Annotated in this window: 30 protein-coding genes and 1 tRNA gene; 11 read left to right on the top strand and 20 right to left on the bottom strand. The window is 61.7% G+C overall.

Annotated features, from left to right (window positions below):
• Nucleotide 1 precedes the first annotated feature (1 nt).
• Nucleotides 2–1477, bottom strand: coding sequence for an ATP-binding protein (locus ACX80A_RS02445; protein ID WP_459258082.1), 1476 nt, complete (start codon nt 1475–1477; stop codon nt 2–4).
• A 64-nt stretch (nt 1478–1541) separates the two neighbouring features.
• On the bottom strand, nt 1542–2294 hold the full coding sequence (locus ACX80A_RS02450) for an SDR family oxidoreductase (protein ID WP_459258083.1): 753 nt from the start codon (nt 2292–2294) through the stop codon (nt 1542–1544).
• A 142-nt stretch (nt 2295–2436) separates the two neighbouring features.
• Here ACX80A_RS02450 and ACX80A_RS02455 point away from each other — a divergent pair, with 142 nt between their 5' ends.
• Together ACX80A_RS02455 and ACX80A_RS02460 are read left to right on the top strand one after the other, a co-directional pair.
• Entirely contained in the window at nt 2437–3612 is a 1176-nt protein-coding gene (locus tag ACX80A_RS02455) for an amidohydrolase (RefSeq protein ID WP_459258084.1), read from the top strand.
• A gap of 19 nt (nt 3613–3631) precedes the next feature.
• A complete protein-coding gene (locus tag ACX80A_RS02460; RefSeq protein ID WP_459258085.1) occupies nt 3632–4066 on the top strand; it encodes a hypothetical protein in 435 nt (144 codons plus the stop codon).
• 63 nt (nt 4067–4129) lie between these two features.
• On the opposite strand, the gene ACX80A_RS02465 is transcribed toward ACX80A_RS02460, so the two are convergent.
• Nucleotides 4130–5287 carry a cystathionine gamma-synthase gene (locus ACX80A_RS02465; RefSeq protein WP_459258086.1) on the bottom strand — a complete coding sequence of 386 codons (1158 nt, stop codon included), beginning with the start codon at nt 5285–5287 and terminating at the stop codon, nt 4130–4132.
• Between the two features lie 20 nt (nt 5288–5307).
• Nucleotides 5308–6684, bottom strand: coding sequence for a cystathionine beta-synthase (locus ACX80A_RS02470; protein WP_459258087.1), 1377 nt, complete (start codon nt 6682–6684; stop codon nt 5308–5310).
• A 236-nt stretch (nt 6685–6920) separates the two neighbouring features.
• Between ACX80A_RS02470 and ACX80A_RS02475 the strand changes: the two genes are divergently transcribed.
• Both ACX80A_RS02475 and ACX80A_RS02480 read left to right on the top strand, forming a co-directional pair.
• Nucleotides 6921–7901, top strand: coding sequence for a DNA-3-methyladenine glycosylase family protein (locus ACX80A_RS02475; protein WP_459258088.1), 981 nt, complete (start codon nt 6921–6923; stop codon nt 7899–7901).
• Nucleotides 7902–7911: 10 nt separating this feature from the next.
• Complete coding sequence (locus ACX80A_RS02480) at nt 7912–8193, top strand: putative quinol monooxygenase (protein ID WP_459258089.1); 282 nt, start codon at nt 7912–7914, stop codon at nt 8191–8193.
• 63 nt (nt 8194–8256) lie between these two features.
• Here the strand turns inward: ACX80A_RS02480 and trxA are convergent, their stop codons facing one another.
• From trxA to ACX80A_RS02495, 3 genes are all read right to left on the bottom strand, one after another.
• Entirely contained in the window at nt 8257–8691 is a 435-nt protein-coding gene (gene trxA, locus ACX80A_RS02485) for a thioredoxin (RefSeq protein ID WP_459258090.1), read from the bottom strand.
• A 307-nt stretch (nt 8692–8998) separates the two neighbouring features.
• Nucleotides 8999–9445, bottom strand: a complete 447-nt coding sequence (locus tag ACX80A_RS02490) for a type II toxin-antitoxin system death-on-curing family toxin (RefSeq protein WP_459258091.1) — start codon at nt 9443–9445, stop codon at nt 8999–9001.
• Nucleotides 9369–9923 (bottom strand): Panacea domain-containing protein, encoded by a 555-nt coding sequence (locus ACX80A_RS02495; protein WP_459258092.1) that lies wholly within the window; start codon nt 9921–9923, stop codon nt 9369–9371. The genes ACX80A_RS02490 and ACX80A_RS02495 overlap by 77 nt, the downstream gene beginning before the upstream one ends.
• A 665-nt stretch (nt 9924–10588) precedes the next feature.
• Here ACX80A_RS02495 and ACX80A_RS02500 point away from each other — a divergent pair.
• Entirely contained in the window at nt 10589–11146 is a 558-nt protein-coding gene (locus ACX80A_RS02500; RefSeq protein ID WP_459258093.1) for a DUF6932 family protein, read from the top strand.
• Complete coding sequence (locus tag ACX80A_RS02505) at nt 11121–12158, top strand: hypothetical protein (protein ID WP_459258094.1); 1038 nt, start codon at nt 11121–11123, stop codon at nt 12156–12158. The genes ACX80A_RS02500 and ACX80A_RS02505 overlap by 26 nt, the downstream gene beginning before the upstream one ends.
• A 128-nt stretch (nt 12159–12286) precedes the next feature.
• On the opposite strand, the gene ACX80A_RS02510 is transcribed toward ACX80A_RS02505, so the two are convergent.
• The 3 genes from ACX80A_RS02510 to ACX80A_RS02520 form a co-directional block, all read right to left on the bottom strand.
• Nucleotides 12287–14848: a phage tail tape measure protein gene (locus ACX80A_RS02510; RefSeq protein WP_459258095.1), complete on the bottom strand. Its 2562-nt coding sequence runs from the start codon at nt 14846–14848 to the stop codon at nt 12287–12289.
• On the bottom strand, nt 14829–15218 hold the full coding sequence (locus ACX80A_RS02515; protein ID WP_459258096.1) for a DUF7426 family protein: 390 nt from the start codon (nt 15216–15218) through the stop codon (nt 14829–14831). The genes ACX80A_RS02510 and ACX80A_RS02515 overlap by 20 nt, the downstream gene beginning before the upstream one ends.
• A 177-nt stretch (nt 15219–15395) precedes the next feature.
• Nucleotides 15396–15737, bottom strand: coding sequence for a hypothetical protein (locus ACX80A_RS02520; RefSeq protein WP_459258097.1), 342 nt, complete (start codon nt 15735–15737; stop codon nt 15396–15398).
• Between the two features lie 403 nt (nt 15738–16140).
• Here ACX80A_RS02520 and ACX80A_RS02525 point away from each other — a divergent pair, with 403 nt between their 5' ends.
• The 3 genes from ACX80A_RS02525 to ACX80A_RS02535 are packed head-to-tail and all read left to right on the top strand — an operon-like array spanning nt 16141 to nt 17015.
• A complete protein-coding gene (locus ACX80A_RS02525; RefSeq protein ID WP_459258098.1) occupies nt 16141–16353 on the top strand; it encodes a helix-turn-helix domain-containing protein in 213 nt (70 codons plus the stop codon).
• Nucleotides 16350–16556 carry a helix-turn-helix domain-containing protein gene (locus ACX80A_RS02530; protein WP_459258099.1) on the top strand — a complete coding sequence of 69 codons (207 nt, stop codon included), beginning with the start codon at nt 16350–16352 and terminating at the stop codon, nt 16554–16556. Before ACX80A_RS02525 ends, ACX80A_RS02530 begins: the two co-directional genes overlap by 4 nt.
• A 15-nt stretch (nt 16557–16571) precedes the next feature.
• Complete coding sequence (locus ACX80A_RS02535) at nt 16572–17015, top strand: hypothetical protein (protein ID WP_459258100.1); 444 nt, start codon at nt 16572–16574, stop codon at nt 17013–17015.
• A 51-nt stretch (nt 17016–17066) separates the two neighbouring features.
• Here ACX80A_RS02535 and ACX80A_RS02540 read toward each other — a convergent pair whose 3' ends face one another.
• The 8 genes from ACX80A_RS02540 to ACX80A_RS02575 form a co-directional block, all read right to left on the bottom strand.
• Complete coding sequence (locus ACX80A_RS02540) at nt 17067–17504, bottom strand: hypothetical protein (RefSeq protein WP_459258101.1); 438 nt, start codon at nt 17502–17504, stop codon at nt 17067–17069.
• Nucleotides 17501–18250, bottom strand: a complete 750-nt coding sequence (locus ACX80A_RS02545) for a hypothetical protein (RefSeq protein ID WP_459258102.1) — start codon at nt 18248–18250, stop codon at nt 17501–17503. Before ACX80A_RS02545 ends, ACX80A_RS02540 begins: the two co-directional genes overlap by 4 nt.
• A 31-nt stretch (nt 18251–18281) precedes the next feature.
• Nucleotides 18282–18980, bottom strand: a complete 699-nt coding sequence (locus ACX80A_RS02550) for a helix-turn-helix domain-containing protein (RefSeq protein WP_459258103.1) — start codon at nt 18978–18980, stop codon at nt 18282–18284.
• Entirely contained in the window at nt 18977–19336 is a 360-nt protein-coding gene (locus ACX80A_RS02555; protein WP_459258104.1) for a hypothetical protein, read from the bottom strand. The genes ACX80A_RS02550 and ACX80A_RS02555 overlap by 4 nt, the downstream gene beginning before the upstream one ends.
• 139 nt (nt 19337–19475) lie before the next feature.
• Nucleotides 19476–20798, bottom strand: coding sequence for a DNA primase family protein (locus ACX80A_RS02560; RefSeq protein ID WP_459258105.1), 1323 nt, complete (start codon nt 20796–20798; stop codon nt 19476–19478).
• 218 nt (nt 20799–21016) lie between these two features.
• Nucleotides 21017–21358 (bottom strand): hypothetical protein, encoded by a 342-nt coding sequence (locus ACX80A_RS02565; protein WP_459258106.1) that lies wholly within the window; start codon nt 21356–21358, stop codon nt 21017–21019.
• Entirely contained in the window at nt 21355–21882 is a 528-nt protein-coding gene (locus ACX80A_RS02570) for a hypothetical protein (RefSeq protein WP_459258107.1), read from the bottom strand. The genes ACX80A_RS02565 and ACX80A_RS02570 overlap by 4 nt, the downstream gene beginning before the upstream one ends.
• A gap of 206 nt (nt 21883–22088) precedes the next feature.
• The gene (locus ACX80A_RS02575) at nt 22089–22304 is read right to left on the bottom strand and encodes a helix-turn-helix domain-containing protein (RefSeq protein ID WP_459258108.1); all 216 of its coding nucleotides are present in this window, start codon (nt 22302–22304) and stop codon (nt 22089–22091) included.
• A 125-nt stretch (nt 22305–22429) separates the two neighbouring features.
• Here ACX80A_RS02575 and ACX80A_RS02580 point away from each other — a divergent pair, with 125 nt between their 5' ends.
• Both ACX80A_RS02580 and ACX80A_RS02585 read left to right on the top strand, forming a co-directional pair.
• A complete protein-coding gene (locus ACX80A_RS02580; protein WP_459258109.1) occupies nt 22430–22987 on the top strand; it encodes a helix-turn-helix domain-containing protein in 558 nt (185 codons plus the stop codon).
• Entirely contained in the window at nt 22980–24215 is a 1236-nt protein-coding gene (locus tag ACX80A_RS02585) for a tyrosine-type recombinase/integrase (protein ID WP_459258110.1), read from the top strand. Before ACX80A_RS02580 ends, ACX80A_RS02585 begins: the two co-directional genes overlap by 8 nt.
• 65 nt (nt 24216–24280) lie before the next feature.
• Here ACX80A_RS02585 and ACX80A_RS02590 read toward each other — a convergent pair.
• Both ACX80A_RS02590 and ACX80A_RS02595 read right to left on the bottom strand, forming a co-directional pair.
• A tRNA-Tyr gene (locus tag ACX80A_RS02590) sits at nt 24281–24362 on the bottom strand.
• A 106-nt stretch (nt 24363–24468) separates the two neighbouring features.
• Nucleotides 24469–24759, bottom strand: a complete 291-nt coding sequence (locus ACX80A_RS02595) for a hypothetical protein (protein WP_459258111.1) — start codon at nt 24757–24759, stop codon at nt 24469–24471.
• Between the last annotated feature and the right edge of the window lie 70 nt (nt 24760–24829).

Raw genomic sequence — 24829 nt, forward strand, 5'->3', positions numbered from 1 at the left:
CTCATGACCCGACCCCGGTGGCCAGCGGCAGACGGATCCGCAGGGTCAGCCCGCCGCCCGGTGTTGCTTCGGCGACCAGTTGACCATTCATCACCTCGGTAAACCCCTTGGCGACGGCGAGTCCCAGGCCGACGCCCGCTCCGGCCGGGGCGTCGCTCGCCCGTTGAAAGGGCAGGAAAATGGTGGCGGCGTCGCCGGCTCCGACCCCCTGTCCGTGGTCGACGACGCGCAGTTCCCCGGCCGGCACACCGTCGGTGCCGTCGCCAACTGTCCCTTCCACCGACGCGCTGATCACAATGTCCTCGCCACCGGCATACTTGTCGGCATTTTCGAGGATGTTGGCGATGACCCGCTCCAGCATGCCGGGGTCGGCGTCGACCGGCGGCAGGTTACCGGGTACCTCCACCCGGACCCGGCGGTCCGGAAGGCCAGCCAGCGCACCGGGAATGATATCGGCCCAGTGCACGGCACGGAGGTGCGGGGTCACGGTGTCACCGGTAAGCCTGGACATGTCGAGCAGATTGTTGACTAGCGCATCCAGCCGGTCGGCGTAGTTCTCGATGGTTTCCAGCAGCTCCTTCTCCTCATCGGCAGGGAGTTGGACGGCGTCGTGCCGGAGGCTGCTGACGGCGAGTTTGATACCTGCGAGGGGAGTGCGCAGGTCGTGGGAGACGGCACGCAGGATCGCCGTCCGCATGACGTTGCCTTCGGTGAGCCTGCGGTTCGTCAGGGTACTGGTGATGAGTTCCTGGCGTTGCCGCATCGCGGTGAGCTGGGATCCGAAGGCGGTGAGAAGGCGACACTCCCGTGTGTTCAGGGCCCTGCCGTAGAGGGCCAGCACTAGACCGTCGGGCAGATCCTCGGTGGTATCGGCGGAAAACAGGGATGGGTCGTTTGCTCCGGTACCCGCACTATTTGGCAAGACAGCCCAGTCGCTGGCGATTAGCGTCGGAGCGGCGCCACTGGGGACGCTCCGGTCAAACAAGGCCACCGCCTCCACCCGAAAGTGGTTGCGGACGTGCGCGAGGAAGCCCTGCAGGGTGTCTTCGGCAGCCAGCACACCGCGAGCCAGTTCGCCGAGTGTCGCGGCTTCGGCGGACGCCGCCGCGGCCTCACGGGAACGTCGGGCGGCCAGACCGACCACCAGCGACACCGCGACGGCCACCGCGACAAAGATGATCAGGGTGAAAAGATTCTGCGGGTCGGTGATTTCCAGCGAGCCCACCGGGTCGGTGGAGAAGTAGTTGAGGACCAGCGTGCTGAGTAGGGCAGCCAACAGGGCTGGCCACAGCCCACCCACCAGGGCCACGGCAATGACTCCTGCCAGCTGGAGCAGCACATCGACCGCAAGGAAGTTGCTGCCAATGGTGAACATCGCCCACTCCAGCAGCGGCGGAAGAAGCAAAGCCAGGGCGAACCCGGCGCCCACACGCACGCGGCCCAGGGTGCCTAACGTACTGAGAGGAGATGACGTCATGCCAGCATTCTGTCAGGGATTCGGGCCAGTAACCGTAGCCAAGCGCCGGAGGTTAGCGCCGGCGCTAGGCTGAGAAGCCGCCGTCGGCCTTCACCAACTGACCATTTATCCACCGGCCGTCCCTGGACAGGAGGAACGCGATTACTCCCGCAATGTCCGCCGGGGTGCCGAGCCGACCGGTGGGCTGCCGCTGGGTGAGTGTGTGCCGCACCTCATCGGTCATCCATCCGGTGTCGACAGGACCCGGGTTGAGCGCGTTGGAGCTGATGTTGCGATCGCCGAGTTCCCGGGCAGCGGCGAGCACAATCCGGTCCAGCGCACCCTTGGAGGAACCGTAAGGCAAGTTGTTGACTGTGTGATCGCTGGTCAACGCGACGATCGCCCCTCCGTTGTCGTTGCACTGCAGCGCGAAGGCGTTGATCAGCTGCCAGGAGGCGCGCACGTTGACGGCGAAATGCCGGTCGAAACTTTTCACCGACGTGGTCAGGAGCCCCGAGTCGACGCCTTCGCAATGCGAGAGCACCAACCCGCTCAGGGTGCCGAGCTCCATGCGGGCCGCCGCGACGAGCGCCCCGGGAGTCTTGGGGTCCTCGAGGTCACCCGGGAGTGCAACCACCCGGGAGCCAATGGCCTCCAGTTCGGGGATCAGATCCTGCAGTTCGGACGCCGGGTTGGTGGTGCCGTTGACCCGCTGGTCGTAGGGGTGCCAGTAGCTCAGGGCCAAATCCCACCCATCGACGGCAAGCCGGCGGGCAATCCCGGCGCCGAGGCCTACCGTTCGTCCCACGCCGGTAATGAGCGCAGCTTTCCGTGCCATCGCCTGTTTGTCCTTCCCTCAAGTCAGTTTTCAGTCTAGGCGGCGTGGCATGATGCGCGGGCTCGCCGTGGGGCCCGACCCGTCGCAAGGCGAAGACGGTAGGTTGGAGATCACAACACTTTCTGCCGAAAGGTCACCATCCATGACTGTCACAGCAATCGTCAACGCCCACGTTGTTCCCATTGAAGACGCTCCCTTCGACGGCGCAGTGGTGATGGGAGACGGCAAGATTATTGCGCTGGGGGCGGGCATCTCCATCCCTGACGGCGCACAAATTCACGACGCCGCCGGCCAATGGCTGCTGCCCGGCCTGATCGACGCCCACGTCCACCTGGGCACCCATGAGGAAGGCGAAGGATGGGCCGGCGACGACACCAACGAAATGACCGACCCCGTCACTGCCGGTGTCCGCGCGATCGACGCTGTCAACCCCTACGACCCCGGGTTTGACGACGCCCTGGCTGGCGGCATCACCGCCGTGAACGTTAACCCTGGTTCGGGTAACCCCATCGGCGGTCTTGCCGTCGCCATCCACACCCACGGCCGCTACATCGAGGAAATGGTGCTTCGCTCCCCCAGCGGACTGAAGTCAGCGCTGGGTGAGAACCCGAAACGGGTGTACGGCGACAAGAAGCAGACCCCATCGACCCGGCTGGGCACCGCCATGGTGATCCGCAAGGCCTTCATGGACGCCCAGAACTATATGGGCAAGGCCGACGAAAATGCCCGCGACCCCAAGCTCGAGGCGCTCGCGATGGTGCTGCGCAGGGAAATCCCGTGGCGCCAACATGCGCACCGGGCGGACGACATCGCCACAGCTATCCGGTTGGCAGACGAGTTCGGCTACGAACTGGTCCTCGACCACGGTACCGAGGCACACCTGCTGGCCGATGTCCTCGCCGAACGGGGCATCCCGGTGCTGATCGGCCCGCTGTTCACCACCAAGTCCAAGGTGGAGCTGCGCGGACGGTCAATCGCCAACCCGGGCAAGCTCGCCGCTGCGGGAGTGGAAATTTCCATCATCACGGACCATCCGGTGATTCCGATCAACTTCCTGATCCACCAGGCGACCTTCGCCATCAAGGAAGGCCTCGACCGCGAGACAGCACTGCGCTCAATCACGATCAACCCGGCCAAAGTGCTGGGGTTGGCCGACCGGATGGGGTCACTTGAGGTCGGCAAGGACGCCGACCTCGTCCTGTGGAGCGGGGATCCCCTGGACGTCATGCAGCGGGCGTTGACCGTCTGGATTGGCGGCCGGCCTGTGTACAGCTATGACGTCGAAACCCGGGCCGGCGTCGTCGTCCCGCGCGGCTAGCATGGCCCGTACCCCGCGGGTGACTTTACCCCCGCTACCCTGGACGCTGAAGCTGGGTATTTTCGTGTGGCTGGTGGTGGGGGTCCTGTTCCTGGTGGCGTCGGGCTCGTTCCTGGTGTCTGCGCGACTGCAGGAACAGGACCGCGCTGGTCTGGTGGGACTCGGCGTCGTGATGGGGGTCCTGGCGTTGCTGCAGTTCTTCCTCGTGTTCCGGCTGCGGCGGGGAAAGCGCAGTGCTCGGGAGCTGTTGACGACGCTCGGCATTATTGTGGGCCTGCCGGTGCTGTTGCGTGGGACGCCTGGGCTGTCGGTAGTCGCCGTCGTGATGCTGCTGGCAATGGTGCCGCTGTGGCTTCCACCGAGCGGCGCGTGGCTTCAGAAGGTGGATGCGAAGCCCGAGAACAAGTGGGTGCGACTCATCCGCAGGACACTGAGTCCATTTAGACGGTCTTAGCTGCACCCTTAACTGACAACGCGCCCGGCGTTCTAACCGCGGGCGCGTTGTCAGTTAGGAGTGCTAGAGGGCGGTGAAGGCCTGGTCGAGATCGGCGATCAGGTCCGCGATATCTTCAATGCCGACCGACAGACGGATCAGGTTCTCCGGCACAGCGAGCTCGGTGCCGGCCACTGACGCATGGGTCATGGCGGACGGGTAGTTCATCAGCGACTCGATGCCGCCGAGTGATTCCGCGAGGGTGAACACGTGGGTCGACTCGGCAACCTTGCGGGCAGCTGCCTCGCCGCCCTTGAATGACACGGAGATCATGCCGCCGAAGTCCTTCATCTGTGCTGCGGCGAGATCGTGTCCGGGGTGTTCCGGCAGACCAGGGTAGAAGACCTGCTCCACCTCGGGACGGGCCTGCAGCCATTCGGCGATCGCCCGGGCGTTGGAGCTGTGCCGGTCCATCCTGACGCCGAGGGTTTTGAGCCCGCGCGTCGTCAGCCACGCTTCCATCGGTGCGGAGACAGCGCCGACGGCGAATTGGATGAAGCCAACTTTCTCGGCGATCTCGTCGTTGCTGGTGATCACGGCGCCGCCGCTGGCGTCAGAGTGCCCGCCAATGTACTTGGTGGTGGAATGCACCACGACGTCGGCCCCGAGCGAGAGCGGCTGCTGCAGGTACGGCGTGGCAAAGGTGTTGTCGACCACGAGGATGGCGCCGGCGTCGTGCGTAATGGCAGCAATAGCGGCTATATCCGAGATCTTCATCATCGGGTTCGACGGCGTCTCCACCCACACCATGCGGGTGTTGCCGTCGACGGCGGCCCGGACGGCGTCGAGATCAGACATGTCCACCGCTGCGTTCCTGATCCCCCACGGTGAGAGGACCCGGTCAATCAGCCGGTAGGTGCCGCCATAGACGTCGTTTCCCATCACGATCCGGTCTCCCGGCGCCAGCAGCGCACGGATGAGGGAGTCCTCGGCGGCCAGACCCGACGAGAAGCTGAACCCGTGGGTCGCCCCCTCCAGCGCGGCGAGCTGGGTCTGCAGCGAGTCACGCGTCGGGTTGGTGCCGCGTCCGTACTCGTACCCGTTGCGCAGCTGCCCGATGCCGTCCTGCGCAAATGTGGTGGTCTGGTACAGCGGGGGGATGACAGCGCCCGTCGTTGGATCCGGCGTCTGGCCGGCGTGAATGGCCCGGGTGTTGAAGCCCTGGTTCTCGGCGTGCGTCATGGTGCTCCTTAAAGAGAAAGTCAGATACTCATATAGGTCAGCAAATCGTGGCGCGTCAGAATTCCCACGGGTGACCCAACGAACGTGACCATCAGCGTGTCGGAGTCCACCAGCCGCTCCCGCGCGGTGGCCACTGATTCCAGCGACCCGATGAGCTGCAGCTTGTCATTCATGTGCAGGGAAATCTTGTCGGTGAGTTTCGCCTCACCGTGGAAGAGCTTGTCAGTGAGCAGGCGTTCGTCCACCGACCCGAGCACCTCGCCCATCTTGACCGGCGGCTCCTGTGAGAGGACCGGGATGTTGGAGACGCCGTACTCGTTCATAATATGGATAACGTCGCGCACCGTCTCGGTGGGATGCGTGTGCACCAGGTCCGGCATATTGCCGGTCTTGGACCGCAGAATCTCGCCCACAGTGGCTTCGTCGCCGCTCTCCATGAAGCCGTACGACTTCATCCAGTCGTCGCTGAAGATCTTGCCCAGGTAGCCGCGGCCGCCGTCGGGCAGGAGGACGACGACGACGTCGTCCTTGGTGAGGTTCTTGGCCACCCGCAGCGCGGCGACCACTGCCATCCCGCAGGACCCACCAACGAGCAGTCCTTCCTCGCGGGCGAGGCGTCGGGTCATGGCGAAGCTTTCGGCGTCGGTGACGGCCAGGATCTCGTCGGCCACCGTTTTGTCATAGGCCTCGGGCCACATGTCCTCGCCGACGCCCTCAACGAAGTAGGGGCGGCCGGTGCCCCCGGAGTAGATGGACCCCTCGGGGTCGGCGCCGATCACCCGGACCCTGCCGCTGGGCCGGTCCGCCGAAACGTCCTTGAGGTAGCGGCCGGTGCCGCTGATAGTGCCACCCGTGCCGACTCCGGTGACGAAGTGAGTGACTTTGCCGTCGGTGTCGTTCCAGATTTCGGGTCCGGTGGACTCGTAGTGGCTCAGCGGGCCGTTGGGGTTGGAGAACTGGTCCGGCTTGAACGCTCCGGGGATCTCGCGGGTGAGCCGGTCGGAGACGCCGTAATAGGACTGGGGGCTGTCAGGTGCGACGGCGGTGGGGGTGACCACCACCTCGGCGCCATACGCGGCCAGCACGTTGCGCTTGTCTTCGCCCACCTTGTCGGGCACCACGAACACGCACCGGTAACCGCGCTGCTGGGCGACCAGCGCGAGCCCGACGCCGGTGTTCCCCGAGGTCGGCTCCACGATGGTGCCGCCGGGCCTGAGTTTCCCCTCGGCTTCGGCGGCGTCGATGATCTTCACAGCGATGCGGTCCTTGACGGAGCCGCCGGGGTTCAGGTACTCCACCTTCGCCAGGACGGTGGCCGCAATTCCTTCGGTCACACTGTTAAGTTTGACCAGCGGGGTGTTGCCGATCAGATCCACTACTGAGTTTGCGTACTTCATACCTACAAAGTTACCGCGAAGTGTTCCTGTCCCATGACGGCGCGGACCCGCCGGTCACGCTCCTTTCTGGTTCTCCGGTGCCCCCTACCGCCATCGATCCCGTTTCGGTGGTCAACCTGGACCTCGGTGGCCGATATTTCCCTCCCCGATCTCCACCTTGCTGACCGATGTCCAGATTGCTAACCAGATCACCGTCAGTTCCTCTGGACGTCAGTCCAGCGTGACACCATTGAGCCATGACCGTTTCCGTTGCCCAGGACACTCCTGGGTCGCCTGCGCCCGAGTCGCTGGTGTGGGAGCCGCAAGGGCCTTACAACCTCAAAAGCACGATCGGTCCGTTGCAGTGCGGCGCCTTTGACCCGGCGTTTGTTCACCATCAGGGCGGCGTCTGGCTGGCTTTCCGGAACGACGACGGCGCCGCCACCCTTCGGCTCGAGCAGCGCGGAACCCTACGCGACGCCCGCGTCCATGCACGGGCGTGGGGCCCCGGCGCCCACGCCGCCATTGACTCGGTGCCCACCCTGCTCGGCGACGGCGACGACTGGAGCCACTTCGATAGCCCAGACTTCCTGACTGCCCTGCCGGAACTGGCCCGCAAGGGCCGCTACCTCAATCCCGGGTTACGGTTGCCCTCGACGGGACGGATGCTTGACGCCGTCGTCCGCGTGATTCTTGAACAGAAGGTAACCGGGATCGAAGCCAAGCGGGCGTGGCGCTGGCTGCTGACGCGGCATGGCGATGCGGCTCCGGTCGCACCCGGGGCTCCGAGCGGATTACGGCTGCCGCCCACCCCCGCTCAGTGGCGGCGCGTGCCGTCCTGGGACTGGCATCGTGCGGGCGTCGATGCGAACCGGTCGGACACCATCATGAAGGCCGTGGCGATGGCCAGCGGGCTGGAGCGGCTGGCGGGGGTTCAGTCGTCGGGCAGGGTCACCGCCGCTCTGTGTTCGGTACCGGGGATCGGAGTCTGGACGGCGGCGGAGGTGCTGCAGCGAACTCACGGCTGCCCAGATTCGATTTCCGTGGGCGACTACCATCTGGCTGCTTACGTCGGCGTGGCCCTGACCGGACAACGGACCGACGACCCGGGGATGCTGGAGTTGCTGGCGCCGTGGTGCGGTGACCGGCAGCGGGTGGTGCGGATGCTATATGCGAGCGGTTTCCGGAAGCCTACCTACGGGCCGCGGCTGGCGCCCGAAGATCATCGCCACCGCTAGGCTTAACGGCATGACTGAACCAGTAGATGTGACAGCCGTATTTCTCCCCAACCCCGGTGAAGTGTTCAGGGTGAAGTTGGCCCTGGATATTGCCATCGAGCAGGTGGTCAGCGAGCCAGGATGCATGAGATACGAGATCACTGATGTGGCCGAAGACCGCATTGTCCTGACGGAGCGGTGGGAGTCCGAGGAGCTGTTGACCAAGCATCTGCGGGGTCCCGCGGTGCAGGATCTTGGCGAATCGCTCAGCGCTCTATTAGCCGAGCCGGCCCAGATCACCAAGAGCGCCTGAGATCAAAAAACCCCGACCCTGTGCCAGGATCGGGGTTTCTCTTGAACTTCGCGAGCCCTGGAACTAGCCGGTCTTCTGATTGTCCTGTACCGGCGCGTCGGCTGCTGGCGTCTCTGTCGGCGTGCCAGCCTGGGCCGTGGCCTGCTGCTGGGTCACCTGCTCGTGGACCTCTTTCATGTCGAGACCCTTGACAGCGTCGACAAGCTCGCCAAACTGGGTCGCGTTCATGGCGCCAGGCTGCGAGAACACCAGCACCTTTTCGCGGAAGGCCATCAGGGTGGGGATCGAGGTGATCCCGGCTGCGGCGGCGAGGGATTGCTCGGCCTCGGTGTCGACCTTGGCGAAGGTGATGTCATCGTGCTTTTGCGACACGGCGTCGTACACGGGAGCGAACTGCTTGCACGGGCCACACCATTCGGCCCAGAAGTCAACGAACACGATGTCGTTGGTTTCAATGGTCTCGGGGAACGTTGCCTCGGTTACTTCAATAGTTGCCATGGCTTTAACGCTAACGAAGTTACGCGCGGATGTCTCCCCGTGTTCGCTCTCGATGAAGATCGACGGTCTGCGGTGCTGCAAGTACCGGGTCCGGCACCGAGGCCACCGTCCCGATGGTTTCACGTTCTATCGTTTCCCTGTTTCGCTAGAACGTAGTTGTTTTGGTTCAAGTGGACTTGAATCCATCGGGCCACGTTCTATTGAAACCGTCTGCCTCGCTTCCAGCGGTGCGGAACTTCGGGGCCGCACCGGCCAGTTATGCCCGCGAGCATCCTTCTGTTTCCTGCTGTGGGTGCTCACGAAGAGATCACACAGCGATCCGGTAGATAAGCCACTCAGCGATCTGATTTACGTGCCAGCTCTCGGCGACCGCCTGCTCCACGAAGGTAGCTGCCTGCTCATCGTCTACTTGATATAGGGATGATTGATTGCTGGCCAAGAACACTTGGGCGCAGTTCCATCCCGTCCTCTTATTCCCATCCCTGAACGCATGGTTGTAGGCAATCCCTCGGAGCAAAACCGCGGCCTTTACCGGCGGCGTCTCATAGAGATCGACACCCATATAGGTAGCCTGAAGTTGTTCCACGGCCGAGGCCAGAAGATGCGGGTTATCCAGGGGTGCCGGCGACCAATCGTTGTGGATGGCTACTACACGCCATCCACAGTCAAATACGAGATCAACGATCAGCGAGAAGCTGCATAACGCCGCGCCAGCGAGGAAGCTCCACGGCCGCAACCGCGCGTGTCTCCTCAACAGTCATTTGGCGACCGTGTCCGGTGGGCTTGACTGGGCGAGGATCATCCCTCATCGCCGCGATCGAGTAGTGCCGCCGCATCACAGTTGGTTTGATCTCCACCGACCCTCGCATGATCGGACTGACATCTTCATAAGCAGACTTCCACGGATATTCGTCGTGAGTGAGATCACTCAGTTGCCCGCCAGTCATCCGCCCGTAAAACGCGACAATAGCGTCGACAGTCGCCTTTTGGTCATCACTTAAATCATCACCTGCTGGAAGATCCGCTTCATTCGAGAGGGCGTTATCTGCACGCCATGCGTCGCGCGCGACTGGACCCAACTCCCAAGCTTCAACAGCGTCCTGGAATAGAGGCGAACCGTTCCAGGTGAGGTGCCAAGCCTGAGAGTAGTAGAGGAGCTTTTGGCGCTGCATCCTGCCCGTGGTCGGGTAGCGGCTGCGCAGGTATCGCAACACATCTGTTGAGTTGGTCATTGCAGCCCCCTCCACCGATTGTTTGGTCAAATAGTAAAACGGAACTCAGACGTACTGAATTTCCGAACCTGTCCACAGGGTGTCCCCAAGTTATCCACAAGGTCGTCCACAGGCTCATTTATAGTGAGAGCAACGAACGTTGCGATATCAGGTTGTCCTGCGCGAAACTTCTCGGGGTGCCGGCGGCTGCTCCGGCTAACCTTTGGAGGAAGGTTGGACAGGGCAAAAACGATCGCGGTTTAGACCTTGGCAGGGTGCGACTATCCGATCTGAAAGCGTCGGAAGTGGACGCATGGCGGAGCGTGTAGGGCTTCCAAGAGTGGCATTTCATTATCTCCGGCACTTGGCCGCAACAATCATGCTGCAGAACGGTCTGCAGCTGGGGCAAAAAAAGTAGCCCGCCCGGACCTTCGAAAAGATCCTGACGGGCTTACTTCCCCGGTATACCGGCGTTTGTGGCAGATACTGGATTCGAACCAGTGAAGGCGTTGCCAGCTGATTTACAGTGATTTCACCGCTGTGATCTGCTGGCATCGCCAATGCCAATATGTACGGAATACAACGATTCAGGCGCGTTTTCCTAACCCTGCCGTGTTGCCACGTGGCCACCTGTATCGTGGCGTGTGTGCTCACAAAGCGATCACACGATGGGGGATTCGGAACAAATGGTCGACGAAGTACACCCATCTGTGCCCGTCCTTCCCATCGGCCGCCGTCAGTGGTCGACGGATGAGATTCGGGCCAAATTCTGTCCCACGCCAGAATTTGGCCAAACCCATCGCCAAGTCTTGTGGCAACACTTTGAACTTGCCACCCAGACGCTGCGCTCTGTCGTTCCGGTCGCAGCCGTGTGGATTGGGGGGTCGTTCCTTACCTCGAAGGAATCTCCTGGAGATGTCGATGCTGTCTACATTGTCCGTGCCAGAGCGTACGATAATCTCACCGACGTTGAGAAGCAGCAGGTAAGCCTTTTCAGCGGCGGGGAACAACTAAAAGCGCGCGGGTTATCCGTTGACTCGTACGTCATACATTGGGCACCTAGGGCAAGCAACAGGCCTACAACCGATGAGGAACTCGAACAACTCCTAAGCCGGGGCTATTGGGATGACTGGTTGCAACGCCACAAAGTCGACCGGGCCGTGCCGGCGAGCGACGAAGATTCCTATCCAACACGAGGCTATGTGGAGGTGATCCTGGATGGTTACGCTACCGACAAACCCTGAGGAATTCCTCGCCTACTTCGCCAAAGACATAGCAGAGCAACCGGTCCTCTCGGCCGCCGATCTGAGTCGTGTCAGCCGCGAGCGGCACGAAGGGCTCCAGAGTTTGATTCGAGAAGTCCCTTCGGCTGGTGCGCTTAAGCTGTCTGGCGGGGGTGTAGTAGGCCACGAAGCTCCATTAGACGACGTCACGATGGTCGGGATGGCGCTTCAGCGCCTTTTCACGGCCGTTGGTGCATCCCTAGAAGGGTTCAAAAACATCAGAGGCCCCTTGCCCAGGGATCTTATGAGCAAAACCCGATTGGGATTGCGGGCAGCACCTCGCCCAGGGTCTCTCATTCTGGACTTATCTCCTACGATCTCGCCCTCTGATGAGCTTCGCAGCAACGGAGAAGCGTTCAACGATTCTGATACGCAGCTAGTCGATTCAGTCGTGAGCAAACTTAGCGACGTGATCGCTGCCGCGCTTGTACATGAAGGAGGTGCGGCAGACGACACGGCTTTCAGTTCAGAGGTTCGAGCATTGGGCCCGCGTGCTGCCGGTGCCTTGAGGAGCTTCGCTCACGCTACGTCATCGAGTAACTTCAACGTCGATATGACATGGATCCAGCCATTGCATCACACCGTGAAATTCAGTCTTTCAACTAAAGATGCGGTATGGATCGAAAGCATCATCTCGGGTAGAGAACTAGACGTTGAAAGTGTCACGATCCACGGTGCATTGAAAACTGTTAGTCACGGAAAGAAGTGGGACATCCTGAACTCCGAGTTTGGGAACGTCCGAATCGACATTTCCGAGATCGAAGGACGACCCTGGGCCGATTGGAATCCGGATGACCTTGTGGAAGTAGAGGCGTCGATGACGATCACCGATGCGCCTGGGCGGCCCCCATCTCGAGCGCTTCTTGCCCGACATATCCGCCCGTGGGATGGCTCGCTGGAAGACATTGAACGAGTCGTTGAAGATGACTCAGGTTCAGCCTCACCGATGCCAATGCCGCCGTGGGTTATCTGATTCCCTATCAGCCAACCGGCCTAGATTCCTTTTATTTGCTGGTCCGTTTTGCCTGTGAACACATAGTGAGCACAGTTGAGTCCACGGGATGGCGGAAGAGTCGCCCTCGTACTATCCCGGAAGCCTCCCTACGTGGTGCGGATTGATCGTGTGGCTTCCATGAACTGGCGGCCGTTCAGGTTGAATACCGCGCGCTTGTCTGATGCGGCGATGAATTCGCGCATCAGTTTCCGGTCCTCGGTGCTGAGACCGCCGCCGCTCACCTTCACCTGTTGCGGTTGATAACCACCGGCAGTCCCGCCGGTCATGGTCTGGACGCCAAGCCTCCCGTTCCCCGACACAGCAATTGATGGATCTAGTCGACCGAACAGGCTACCGACGCCGTCGATGGTTCGTTCGAGCTGCTTCTGCTCACCACGCAGCCCCTTGTTGAGTCCGCCCATGATCCATTTGCCAGCGGGCACGAGGAGTTGCTGGTCGTACCGTTTCGGGCCCTTGTTGTCGGCGATCCACTGGCCGATGCCACCAACGAAATCAGTGACAGCTCCCCAACTGTTTTGGAGTCCTTGGAGGAAGCCGCCCATGATCTGACCGCCGGCGTCGAGGAGGAGGCCGCCGAGGTTGCCCAGGGCTGAGACGATCCGCCCTGGTACGCCGCTGACCCAGTCGACGAGGCTGAGGAACCGGTCGACCGCCCCGTCCTTCACGGAGGACACCCAGGCGCCGACGGTTGCGGCGAGGTTGGCCATCGCGGATAGCGCCGAGACGATTCGGCCGGGGATGCTTTGCATGAAACCGACGACGGCGTTGAAGATCGACGTCGCCGTGTTCTGCGCTTCGGTGAACCGGGTCCGGATAGCGGTGACTACGTTCACGGCCGCCTGGGTTACCCAGGCGACGATGTTCGCCCACACATCTTTGAGGAATCCCCACACGGTGTTGAAGACGTCGGTGGTGACTCGGGAGACGGTGTCCCAGTTCGCGATGATCAGGGCGACCAGGCCGACAACGGCGCCGATGACCCAGCCGATAGGGCCGAGGGCGATGAACCAGGCTGCGGCCATCCGTGCAGCTTGGATGAGGGATTGGGCGCCCATGAGGACCCAACCGCCGACGACACGGGCTGACTGGATGACGAATGACGCCGCGCCGGTGACCGCGGATGCGACAACGGTAGCGGTCCACACTGCGGCGGTTCTAGCGCCCGAAATGACGGCTGCGGTGGACATGGCCACCCATGCGGCCGCGACCCGTGCTGCGCTTGCCGCCGCGCTAACTCCGAGGGCAAGGAAGCGCCCGATCATGGTGTAGCTGGTGGCAACGTAGACGGCGGCTGTCCTGACGGCTCCACCGGACATGAGCACCCAGGCCGTGACGTTCGCTGCGGCTGTTATGCCGGATTGGATGGCTAGGCGGATGAACACAGGCAACAGCACGGCGCCAATGATCCCCGCGAAGAGTGCGATGGTCGACTGGTTGGCAGCGAACCACCCACCGAACGCCGACAGGGCCGGCATTGCGGTGCCGGTTATCCACTCCCCCACTTGGATCAGGGCTGGACCCATGGTGCCGGCAAGGAATCCGGCAAAGAGAGTCAGGGCTGGCATGATGCCTGCGTTGACTACACCGATGAGCGCTGTTTCAGCTTGGCGCTTGAAAGCGCCGAACCCGGATTGGGCGTTGCTGTACATGTCCTCGCCGGCTTTATCGACGGCGCCGGACACATCGCCGAGCCCGGACTCCACCGAGGTAAGGGATGCGAGGAAGGCCGGCACATCTTTAGCGGAGAGGTCCTCGAGCGGTACGCCGAAAAGCGCGAGCGACGCCTCATATTGTTTCGCTGGGTCTTCAATGCCCTGCAGGCCCGTAACGATTTCGCTGAAAGCACCGTTTGCGGTGTCTCCGCCTTGAACAATTTTCCGGGCCATATCTTCGCCGGATAGTCCGAGATCGGCGAGAGCTTCTTGTGCGCCTGCATTCCCAAGGTCTGCTGCGATAACGGTGAACTCTTTAAGGGCGTCACCGGTCTTGTCGATGCCATACATACCCTTTTCGGAAGCGGCCACCAGCATGCCCATGGCCTGTTCGCCGCCGATACCGAGTTGCTCGAAGAACACGCTGTACTCGTCGGTAGCGTCGAGGACGTCCTCGCGCAGCGCTACGGGTACCTTCTGCAGGCTTGCCATGAGCAGGTCAGCAGCTTCAGCTCCGTTGCCGGCGAGACCGGTAGTGATCATCTGCCCTGCGACCTGCGAAGCCCGGACGACGTCGATGCCCATGGCATCCGACAGGATCAGCATTTTCTCAGTCATCGCTTGGATGTCAGCGTCGGAAGCGTCACGCATCCCTGAGATTGAAGACATCACCGCTTCGACGGCGCCCGAAACTTCACCTATGGACTCGCCGTAGTTATCGGCATACAGCGCACCCGCTGCCGCACCAGCCGCTGCTGACTGCTTCTCAGTGAGCCCGAGAGACGCCTGGAGCTTGTCGTTGGTGGCTTCCATGTCCATGGCGCCGGCGATACCGACGCCGAGCGCGGTACTGATCACCACGGCCGCCGCGCCGGCGATCACGGCGCCCTTCGCGCCGAAGCCTGAGAGGTTGCCCTGGGCTTTGGCGAGGCCCTTGTCGAAGGCATCAGAATCGAGACCTAGAGTCCCGGAAAGCTCACCGAGCGAAAGTGCCATTGCGGCCTCCTAGAACAAACTGATCCAGAAACGCGACCCAGAATGTTTGAGCCGCTGGCAGACCTTGCAGATGCCAGCGCGCCGCCGTCAGAGTGGCACCTTGAATCCACCCGCCGCCCGGCTTGTCCTCGCGCATCAACTGCAGCGATTTACCCAGCACCAGCTTCGTGAGCTTTCTGTCCGACAGGCAGAGACTGGGGTGAGGATCCTGGTCGGATTCCTCCGCTGCTGCGACTTGAGCGAGGAACCAACTCTGATCCACGTCAAGAGGTTTGATCTTGTAACGCAGCCCTCGGACAGGTATCCACAGGCAGCGCTCGCCAGCGTACCCGCGTTCAAAGAGATTGGCATGATGGTCTGGCTGACCCATGTGGAGAGGTCCTTAACGAAAAGGGAGCCAGACTATCCGCACCGATTCACGATGCGGATAGCCAAGCTCCAAGGGTTATTAAATTCTTCCACCAGCCTATCGACCCGCCACTGACAAAATAGGAAGCCACCCTATGTCGGGAAGCTTCCTATTCGGTAGGACTGTGATCTGGATGGATTAGTGGCCGTCCGGGTGCTTCTCAGCTATGCCTGCCTGGTCGCTTGGCGGGACGTCGAGCTCTATGTGATGGAAGTTCGCTAACCTGTCGCGTACGGTATCGAGTACTTTCTCGACACTCATGCGATCGGTCATTGCTGTCAGGTAGACGAGATGCGCGAGATCATCACGTAGATCTGTTTCGGCGGTTCGAGTTAGAAGTGCTTCCCAAAACCCGTTATCAACCGCCGGCGCCATTTGAAGGCGGTAGCTGAACTTCGCCGCGAACTTAGCGACCTCCGCAATATCTTGTTCGTCGGTAAGTAGGTCGATTCGTGTTTGGCTCTCTGACAGTGCGCGCATTATTCCCCTCGTAATGTTCGGTGTGCTCGATGTAGCCAGCATATGGGTCTCTACGATTGAGCGTCGCGCCTTAGAGGGAATGGCCGCGCAAGGGAGCTGATCGGGTTTCAGCTGACCAACCTTGAATCGTTGCTGCAGCAGGGATGTTCAAGGTCGTGATCACACTGTGAGCACACCCGGTTCGTTCGACTCCCCAGGAGCCTAACCTGGGCGATTCGTGACAGAATTAAGGTGAAGCTGGTGCGGGTTCCCGGAATCAGGACAAACGGGGCCACCCCTTCGCGTAGGGGGCACATGGTGCGTTGAGCGATCGGATAGGCATGGAGGTTCAAATCCTCCCCCGCGCCAGCTTCTCCAATATCACCAGGGCGTCGATCACCAGGGCGTTGGTAGCTTGGCGTGTATGAATCCCCGGCTAGAACGTGACCTGTCCGTCAAGGAACTCGCTGAAATCCTCGGCCACCACCCAACCTTCGTGTCCGAACTCGTCCGCTCAGGAACCTACTTCCCCAACGCCTACAAAGGCGGCAAAGGAGGGTCCCACCGGTCACCCTGGCGGATCCCCTGCAGCGACGTTGAAGCGTACCGGCGCACGCAACCGAGGGCCGGTCAGTGAGGGAACCGGATCTCACGATCAAAGAGCTTGCAGAGCAGCTCCGTCTCAGCGCAGACGGAGTCCGGGACCTTGTGTCCCGCGGGTACTTCCCCAACGCTTACAAGGCCGGGCGGGGTGGGACCACCAGCCCCTGGCGAATACCCGTGACAGACTTGGCCGACTACAAATCGAAACAGCCCAAAGCTCCGCGTCGTACGACATGACAGAAGGATTCGAAAATGGACTTTAGTGATTGGGTCACCGTTGTTGTCAGCCTGATCGTTGGGCTGGGATCAGCGGGGATCACAAACTTCGTCAACACGAAGAAAGCGAAGCAAGATCGGGCCGACGCGATTGCTAAAGAGCAGAGGGACGCGGGCATTGAACGGACGAGGGTACTTCGCAATTATCAACGGGTCCTTGAGGACGTACTAGGCGATTTTGAAGACGAAACCGTATATCAACAGGACGGGCCGATTACGGTTCGGTACGAAACCTATATCCAGGACGCCCGCGCTGAAGCCTTCCACTACTTCCACCTTTTCTCCGAAGAAGAACAAAGATCACTTCGATGGCCCATCGATGTTCCGGAACCGACTCATTCAGGCCCTCCCCCCCAGCACAATGGCGCGAGGAAAGCGGTGGAAACAATAAAGAACTATCTGGCACCTGTACCTGAATAAAGCAACCGCCCGCCGTCGCGCCTTGGAGGGAACGCAACGGCGGACCGGCCCTTATTCGCTGGGCGATTCGGAATCCACAGTGGCAGGCTCATATCGCTGCCCGGATACGAACGGCGTGTTGCCGCTGGCAGGGCTCACCGCCTGGACGCTGACCACATTCGAGCCATGCGGATTACCCCCAGGTCCTGCCGGGCCGGCGTTTACCGGTGCGAGGTAGTCCTCCCGATGGGGATCCACCGCGGCATCCCTCAACGGCGACCCGATCTGCTCAAAGGACCCGCCATCCAGGACGCCGACGGCGAGAGCGTACTCCCCCGGCACACCGTCAACCTTCTCGATCATGTAGCCGGCCGTCCGGGCATACGCCACGAACGCATCATTCTCCGTGTAGCCGACGCCGTCAATGATCCGCACCCGAGGCGCACCCTTGGCCGGGGAACCGATAAAGCTTGTGGTCTTGACCTTGCTGGTGAGCTTGTAGACGGTCATGCCGCGCCGCCCTTCGATTCCTGCGGCTCGGACTCGGTACTGCTGCCCAAGTCCCTCGCCGCGGCCTCCCCCACGTATTGGGCGTCGATGGCGGCATGCATGTCCGAAACACCGGGGTTGGATCCGGAGATCTTCGCCTCGAGGTGCTGCGCTGTCCTGGTGAACTGTGCAGCGTCCACCTCAGCCGCCAATCCTGCCTGGACCTTGCCGGCAGCGTCGCTGTCCAGCACTTCGGTCCAACGTTTGGTGATAGACCGCTGCAGGTGCTTCGGATCGACAGGGGTGTCCCGCAGCCCTGCGAGGCCGGTCTCGCGGGTGGTGGCTGCCTGTGCTTGCAGGTAGGTGGGCCCCCACTCGGCGATGGCGTGGAGCTGGGGGGTGTCAGCGCTGCGGACGATCTCTTGAAGGCTCTTGCCTGCGTCGAGGAGCATCTTCACCTTCGCCCACGCCGTGGAGGTGTCGGCCGGCGGCGCGGGGATAGCCTCGCTGCCTGACTCCTGTGCCCGGCGTGCGTCTGTTTCGAAGTCGCCGCGCAGGGTGTCCAGATGCGCCTTGTACTGCTGGTTCGCACGATCAGATAGCTCTGTCCGGCGGTCCTGCAGTCCCTTGGCGGAGAGGGAGTCGTCGGTGAAGGCTTGCGCCTCGCGGAGGGCCGACTGATGGTTCTGTTGTAGCTGCGTGAGCTTGGTCAGGTATTCGTTTCTTGCCATGGTTGGTGCCTCCTGGGCGGTTGGTGTTGTGCTCACAGTGTGATCACTGCTGCAATTTCCCTTGTATTTATGGGTCTTTTGGGCTGGTGTGCTGATCCTCAATCAGTTCACCAACGGTTGATCTTGGAGCGAGGAGCTGGGAACCGATCGCTTCGAACGCTTGGGCGCGTCCCAGGTCTGCTCTCGCCTGGCGCAGCTGGTTGTCGAGGAACTCACGTTCACGGTCAGTGAGCGGCCGCTGCTGCCGGATCGCCGCGCGCTCGAAAGATCGTGCGGTGCGAACAACTTCCTTCAGATTCCAATCGGCTTTCCTGACCGTGATGGCCGGCCGCAACGGCGCCCTCCTCTTATGGCTTGTACGCCAGGACTTACCAGCCAGCTTCCTCAGCTCGTGGAACGCCTGTTTGCGTAGCGGTGCCGGCGGGGCGAGGACAGCGGCCAGTGCGCGGACGGAATCGGCAGTCGGCCGACTTCGACCGTTCTCAAGGTTCGCCAGGCTGGCGCGGTGCATCCCTGCGAGTTCACTGGCCCGGTCCTGTGAAAGGCCAGCCTCAGCGCGCAAATCCTTTAGCCGGCGCCCGAATCCTGTCGCCAAGTGGATCCGCTCATCGTCTGGCACGCGGCCACGGTCATCCATCGCGCGTGCCCGCTGCGCACGGGGACCCGCTTGGACCGGGCCACCAGCTTCCGGTGGTGGCGCATCGCGTGCGCCCGCCTGCGCATGAGGGGTGGTTCGACCGGTTGCAGGCTGGGACTGGGGCGTCACTGAGGGCTCACTGCGGAGTCTGGTAGGAGTATGACTAACGGAAGTCTGGTGCACTCGTAGTGCAGGACCTCGATCAGTGCCTTCTCCTCCTGGAAGGCGATGTCCTTCGCATCTACCGGTCTCAGCGAATCAGGTGAGGGGACAACGAGCCGGACTATGTCTCCGTTGGGTAGCCAGGTGCCGACAATGTGTAGACCGTGCTCGTATTCCATGTCCGGTTTGCACCGGCCGGTTGCTTGGAATTGGTCCCATTGTTTGTAGCTCACACGGTCGAGTTGGCTGAAGATCCTTTCGGTGAGCGGCATGTCGTTGAGGGCGATGGTTTTGATCGTGATGGTGACTGTTTTGGTGGTCATGGTTTGCCTATGTTCTGGTGGTTCTCGTTGTTGGCTCTGTGGTTAGTGACGTGAGTGACGCGTCCCCGGTATGTCGAATAATGTGTGCGCGCATAGAGCGAACAGGTAAACGCGTCACTCACGTCACTAATCCGCGTCATTACTGGGAATCACCCAAATCGAAGCTGACAGGCAAGGTGTTAGGTTTGATCTCAATTCCTTGCCTTACCCTTACCCCGCCCGACCGGCGCGAGGCGTGGAAGCCTCGCGCTTCCAGTGCTTCACCAAATGGTTTCTTGCCCAGAGGTTTGGCACCGTCTTGAACCGCCCAGGTCGCCCATGCTTGGTGCAAGGACTCTGTGAGTGAGGACAGCCCGGATCCTGTATTGCAGCACTCGGTGATGAAGCGTCCGATCGTGTCGGAGTCGGCCTTGTAGTGCTCTGTTGCGGCGATTACCGCGCCGGGTTCGGCTAGGCCGGTTCGTTGGTATTCCTGCCAGCCGGTGATTGCCCAGGTGAGGACTGCGTCGAGCTCGAGGTGCAGTTTGTCGGGGAGGCGGCTGTCCTGCTCTGCGTCCGGGATGACGACGTCGAAGGGAACGACGCGCAACCGGGCCCAGATCGCGGCGTCGTCGCCTGAGACTTTAGGTAGATGGTTGGTGACGAGTGCTGCGGTGTGGCTGGGTTCGAACTCGACAAAGTCCTGACGCATGCGTCGTGCTTTGATCCGGTCGCCACCGGTGAGCCGCTTTACGGTGGCTTCGGCCAGTTTCCTGCCTTGGTCGGATTCTGAGACGACGATCCAGCGGCGCCCGCGGAGGTCCATTTCTCCTGTTGGGTGGGCTCCTTCTCTGTGCATGAAAAGGTCTGGTTCGGCGACGGCCGCATAGTCTCCGAGTGCGCCGGCGAGCGCCCCGTAGAAGACGCCTTTGCCGTTGCGCCCGGTGCCGGTGAGGATGGCCAGGACGTGTTCCAGTACCCTCCCAGCTAGTCCGACGCCGGCGTAGCGTTGCAGGAACTCGCGGACCTCTTGGTCGGGCAGGACTCGGGTGAGGAACGCTTCCCAGGTGTCCCCTGGGGCGTCGGGGTCGTAGGCTGCGTTAGCGACCTTGGTAATGCGGTCTGCGGGGTTGTGGGGTCGGAGTTCCATCGTGTGTAGGTCCAGGGTTCCGTTGGCGACGTTGAGGACGTAGGGGTCCGCGTCGAGGTCGGCGATGGTGGCTGCGAAGGGTTTGAGGGCGGCGGCGATGTCGAGGACTCCCGCGATGCCTGCAGCTGATTCGCATTTGCGGACGTCGGCGCGCAGGTCAGTGTCGTCGAGAGAGTCGGTGAGCGCGGCGCGCAGGACGTCGAGGACTCCCTGCTTGTTGTGCCCGGTTTGATCTTCCGCCCAACGTCGACCGTCCCAGTAAAGCCAACCGATTCCATGCACATGGAGGAGCTTGCCTTTGTAGGCTTCAGCTAACCTGTAGGCGATTCTCACCTGACCACGGTGTGCAGCGGTCGCAGGTTGTACCGCCTTGGACCGGGGGGCCAAGTTGAGGCATGCATCGTAGGCCTGTTGTCGCAGCTCCGCTTTCCGCTCGTCGGATACGTTTGCCGAGCCGATCCCTTCTGCGGTCAAAAGCTTCGCGAACCGGTGAAGCCACTCGGTTTGATGCTCTTGAGGCACATCAGTCATGCCTGTGATCGTCGGTGTGGTCATGTAGGTTCCTCGGCGGGTTTCGGGATTGGTGGGAGGCTTTCAGCACTGCGCCTCCTTCGGCGTAGCGCCACATGGTTCATACTCATTGGATCGCGGCGCCGCATTTCCATGACCAAATCGCCGCGGTCGTGGCGGTAAAGAAACCTTTCGACGGCAAGGGTGGTCCGGCGGTTCACGCGCTGAGGGATCTCCCAGATTGGGGTGCCCCAGCTGAGCAGGAACTCAATATTCTCGATGTGCGCCTGGGCTTTCGCATCGCATGTTTCCTTGTGCCGGCGAATCGCCTCCGCTGGCCGGGACTGACGAGGAGAATGTTCTGGATTGGTCAGGACAGTCACTGCGGGATCACCTCAGGCATCCGTTCGTCGACTGCCCGTAGGAGGCAGTTCGCCAGGGCGAGGGCTTCCTTGTCTGTGAGGTGGATGCCGGCTGCTTCCCCACGGCCGATGAACACCCCCGACTCTCCCGCGATCACGTGGTGATGCTCAGCATGAACGTTGATGACGTCCATCTTCTCGGTGCCGTCTCCCATGTCTACCCATTCGTGCTGGGAGAGCCTGATCCCCAGGTCCTTGCCGACGCAGTAGGCGTCGTCGCCTAGGTAGTGGCCGTCTCCGTAGATGCACCACGGGACGCAGGCGATCTCTTCGGCCTGAGTGCTCAGCTCGAAGTCTTCTTCGGATGCGGTGATCACATAGTCAGCCGGGCCGTCGAGGTCAACGACTAGCTCCCACTCCCCTGGCTTAGTTTGGGCGGCTGCAACCGGGGTGTTGGTGGGTATAGAAGCGGGACGAAGTTTGGAACTGGGGTCGACGGGGCGGAAAGTCATCCGGCGCTTGGTCGTTGCGTTGTGATCGCTCATCGCCGGGCCCCCTGGATGAGGCGCGTGTACTCGTTGCCGCGTTGCGTGTAGACGACGCCGGGGCCGGTGGGACGCTTTTTGTCAGTCGGTGTTGTTTGAATCTTGATTAGCATGGTGATGGATCCTTTTCTTGACTGTTGAGGATTCGGGTGGCGGTCCTGGACGAACTTTGGTCGGTGAGTCCGGGGCCGCTTTTTTCTTGGGGTTCAGGCCGCGTCCTGTGGCTGGCCTTCGAGCATGTTGACGAGTGCTTTGGTCGGAACGATGATCTTTCTGCCGATCCGCAGGGACCGGATCTGGCCGGTTCGCACCGCTGCATAGGCGGCCTGACGACCGAGACCGAGGACTTGGCCCGCTTCGCCTACTGTTGCCGTCGGGCGGGAGAGGATCCTCTCGACGTCCGCTGCGTACTTGGTTTCCATGTTTTCCCTTTCGGAATATTTTGTACCGTTTCGGTACATCACCATCATGCCTGTTCGCATCTTGCGGTGTCAACCCGTTTCAGTGCATACTCGTTCCGTATTGGAAAATATTTAACGAGGGAAACATGCCACCAAAATCGAAACGCACGCTAGAGGTTGAGAATGGCCTAGCCAAGAAGCTGGCCCACATGCGAATGGAGCGGGGCCTGACCTACGAGGGGCTCTCTCAGCAGATGAGGGCTGTGGGGTGTGACATCCATGCCAGCGGCATTCAGAAGACGGAGAAGTCGGGCCGGCGTATCACCGTTGAAGAGCTCGTGGCCTATTCGCTGGTCTTCGATTGCTCGCTCGATTCCCTGCTTGGACATCGCGACCAGACCGTCGATGTTAAAGCAGGTATGAGCAACTTTGGAGCTGCCCGCCGATTGAAGAAGATCCAGCAGCTCGTCGACAGTGAGTACCGACTGACAGTCGATGCGCTACGCCAACAGATCAGTGAGAGCCCAGAGCTGCGCGGACAGATCGAGGATCGCGTCGAAACAGAAACCGCATTGTTGGCTGAAGAGATGTTCGACGGTTCAGACATCTCTCTTGAGCACCTCGAGGAAAGATTCTGGTCAGAAAGCAGCTCTCCCACGCTGGCAGCAGCCTGGGACATATTGAAGGACGACGACCATGGCTGATGTAAACCGACGATGCGGGTGCCGGGACGAGAGTGGCAAACAGTACGGCGCGCGCTGCCCCAAGCTGAAGAACTCCAGGCATGGAACCTGGGGGTATCGGATGTCTGCCGGCTTCGACCCGGCAACGGGGAAGCGCCGGTACGTCACCAGCTACAAGTTCGACTCAGCCGATGCCGCCAAGAAAGCCAGGAACGCGGACGAGAAGAAGCTCCTGGCGAAGGCCTACAAGTTCGAGAAGGTCGGCGTCGGCGAGTACCTGGTGCGTTGGCTTGACCGGCAGGAGAAGCATGCCCAGCTCAAGCCATCAACGATCAGGATGTACCGCCGGTACATCGACGTCGACATCGTCCCAGCAATCGGCCGGCTACAGCTCGTCAACCTCCGCAAGTACCACGTCGCCCAGCTCGTCGCAGACCTGCAGGACGCCGGCCGCGGCCCCGTCACGATCAAACGCATCCACGCCACCCTCTCCTCCGCGCTCTCAGACGCCGAGGATGAGAACCTGATCGACGACAACCCCGCCGCCCGCGTACGCCTCCCCCGCGTGGAAAAGAAGCGCGTTCAGGTGTGGGAGCCAGCCGAGGCCGGCGCGTTCCTCGACGCGGCCACCGAACACCGCCTGGGCAGCCTCTTCGAGCTGGCTATCCTATCGGGCATGCGCCGCGGGGAACTGTGCGGGCTCCGTTGGTCCGACGTTGACCTGCCCGGCCGGCGCCTCACCGTCCGTGTGCAGCTCGTCCAAGTGGGCAAGGACATCGTGGAGGGGACGATCAAGACCGACGCCGGCCAAGACCGTGTGGTCGCGTTGAGCGACGACGCCGTAGCGGCCCTCGTGGCCTGGCAGATCCAGCAGTCCGGAGAGCGCGACAAATGGGGCGACGCCTACCAACCGTCGGGGCGCGTGTTCACCTACGAGGACGGCCGGCAGCTGCGCCCAGGCTACGCGTCGAAGCTATTCGATCAGCTGATCGACAAGGGTGGGTTCCGTAGGATGCGGTTCCACGATCTGCGCCACCTCCACGCGTCGCTGATGCTGGCCGCCGGTGAGGATATGGCGATCGTTTCCAAGACCATGGGGCACGCCACTAGCCAGATCACCAGGGACCTCTACGCGCACATGGTGGGCGATGCTGCACGGTCGGCAGCGGAGGGCGCAGCGGGGATTCTGCCCCCGCGGACGGCGAAGAGAAACAGCGGTGTGCTCACAAGTGTGATCACCGGTCAATAAAAAAGGCCCACCGGAACCTCCGAAGAGATCCCAGCGGGCCTAATTTCCCGGTGCACCGGCGTTTGTGGCAGATACTGGATTCGAACCAGTGAAGGCGATGCCAGCTGATTTACAGTCAGCCCCCTTTGGCCGCTCGGGTAATCTGCCAAACGTCCCCATTAAATGAGGTTCACCCACGGTAACCGCGGGCAAGACAACTTTACAGAAAATCATCCAAAGAATCGAATCGCGTTGAGAGCAGCTCTCGTTTGACCTACAGTCCCGCGTGGACTCGACGTTCAATCTGCGCGTAGAAGGCATCTGCCTGACCCGCGGTCACAGAGCCGAGCGCGACGGCGTCGTCCAGTTCTGACCTGACGCCCGCCAACCGCTCGGTGCTGGCTGACATCTCGTAGGTGATCTCAACCGTCGAGGACGGGCCGAACGCCACCGCTGGCATCGCAGACAGCCCCGCAATAGACACCGCCGATGAGGCCGCGAGGAACGTGCCCGCGACGGCGTGCCGGACTCGAACTTGGTACTGTACGCGCCGCTTGTGGCTCATGGTCTTCCCTCCAGATTGGTCACTGGAGCAAGACTTCCACCAGCGATTGTGAGAAGGCACCGGAGTTCCT

It is taken from the genome of Arthrobacter sp. TMN-50, assembly GCF_054511125.1.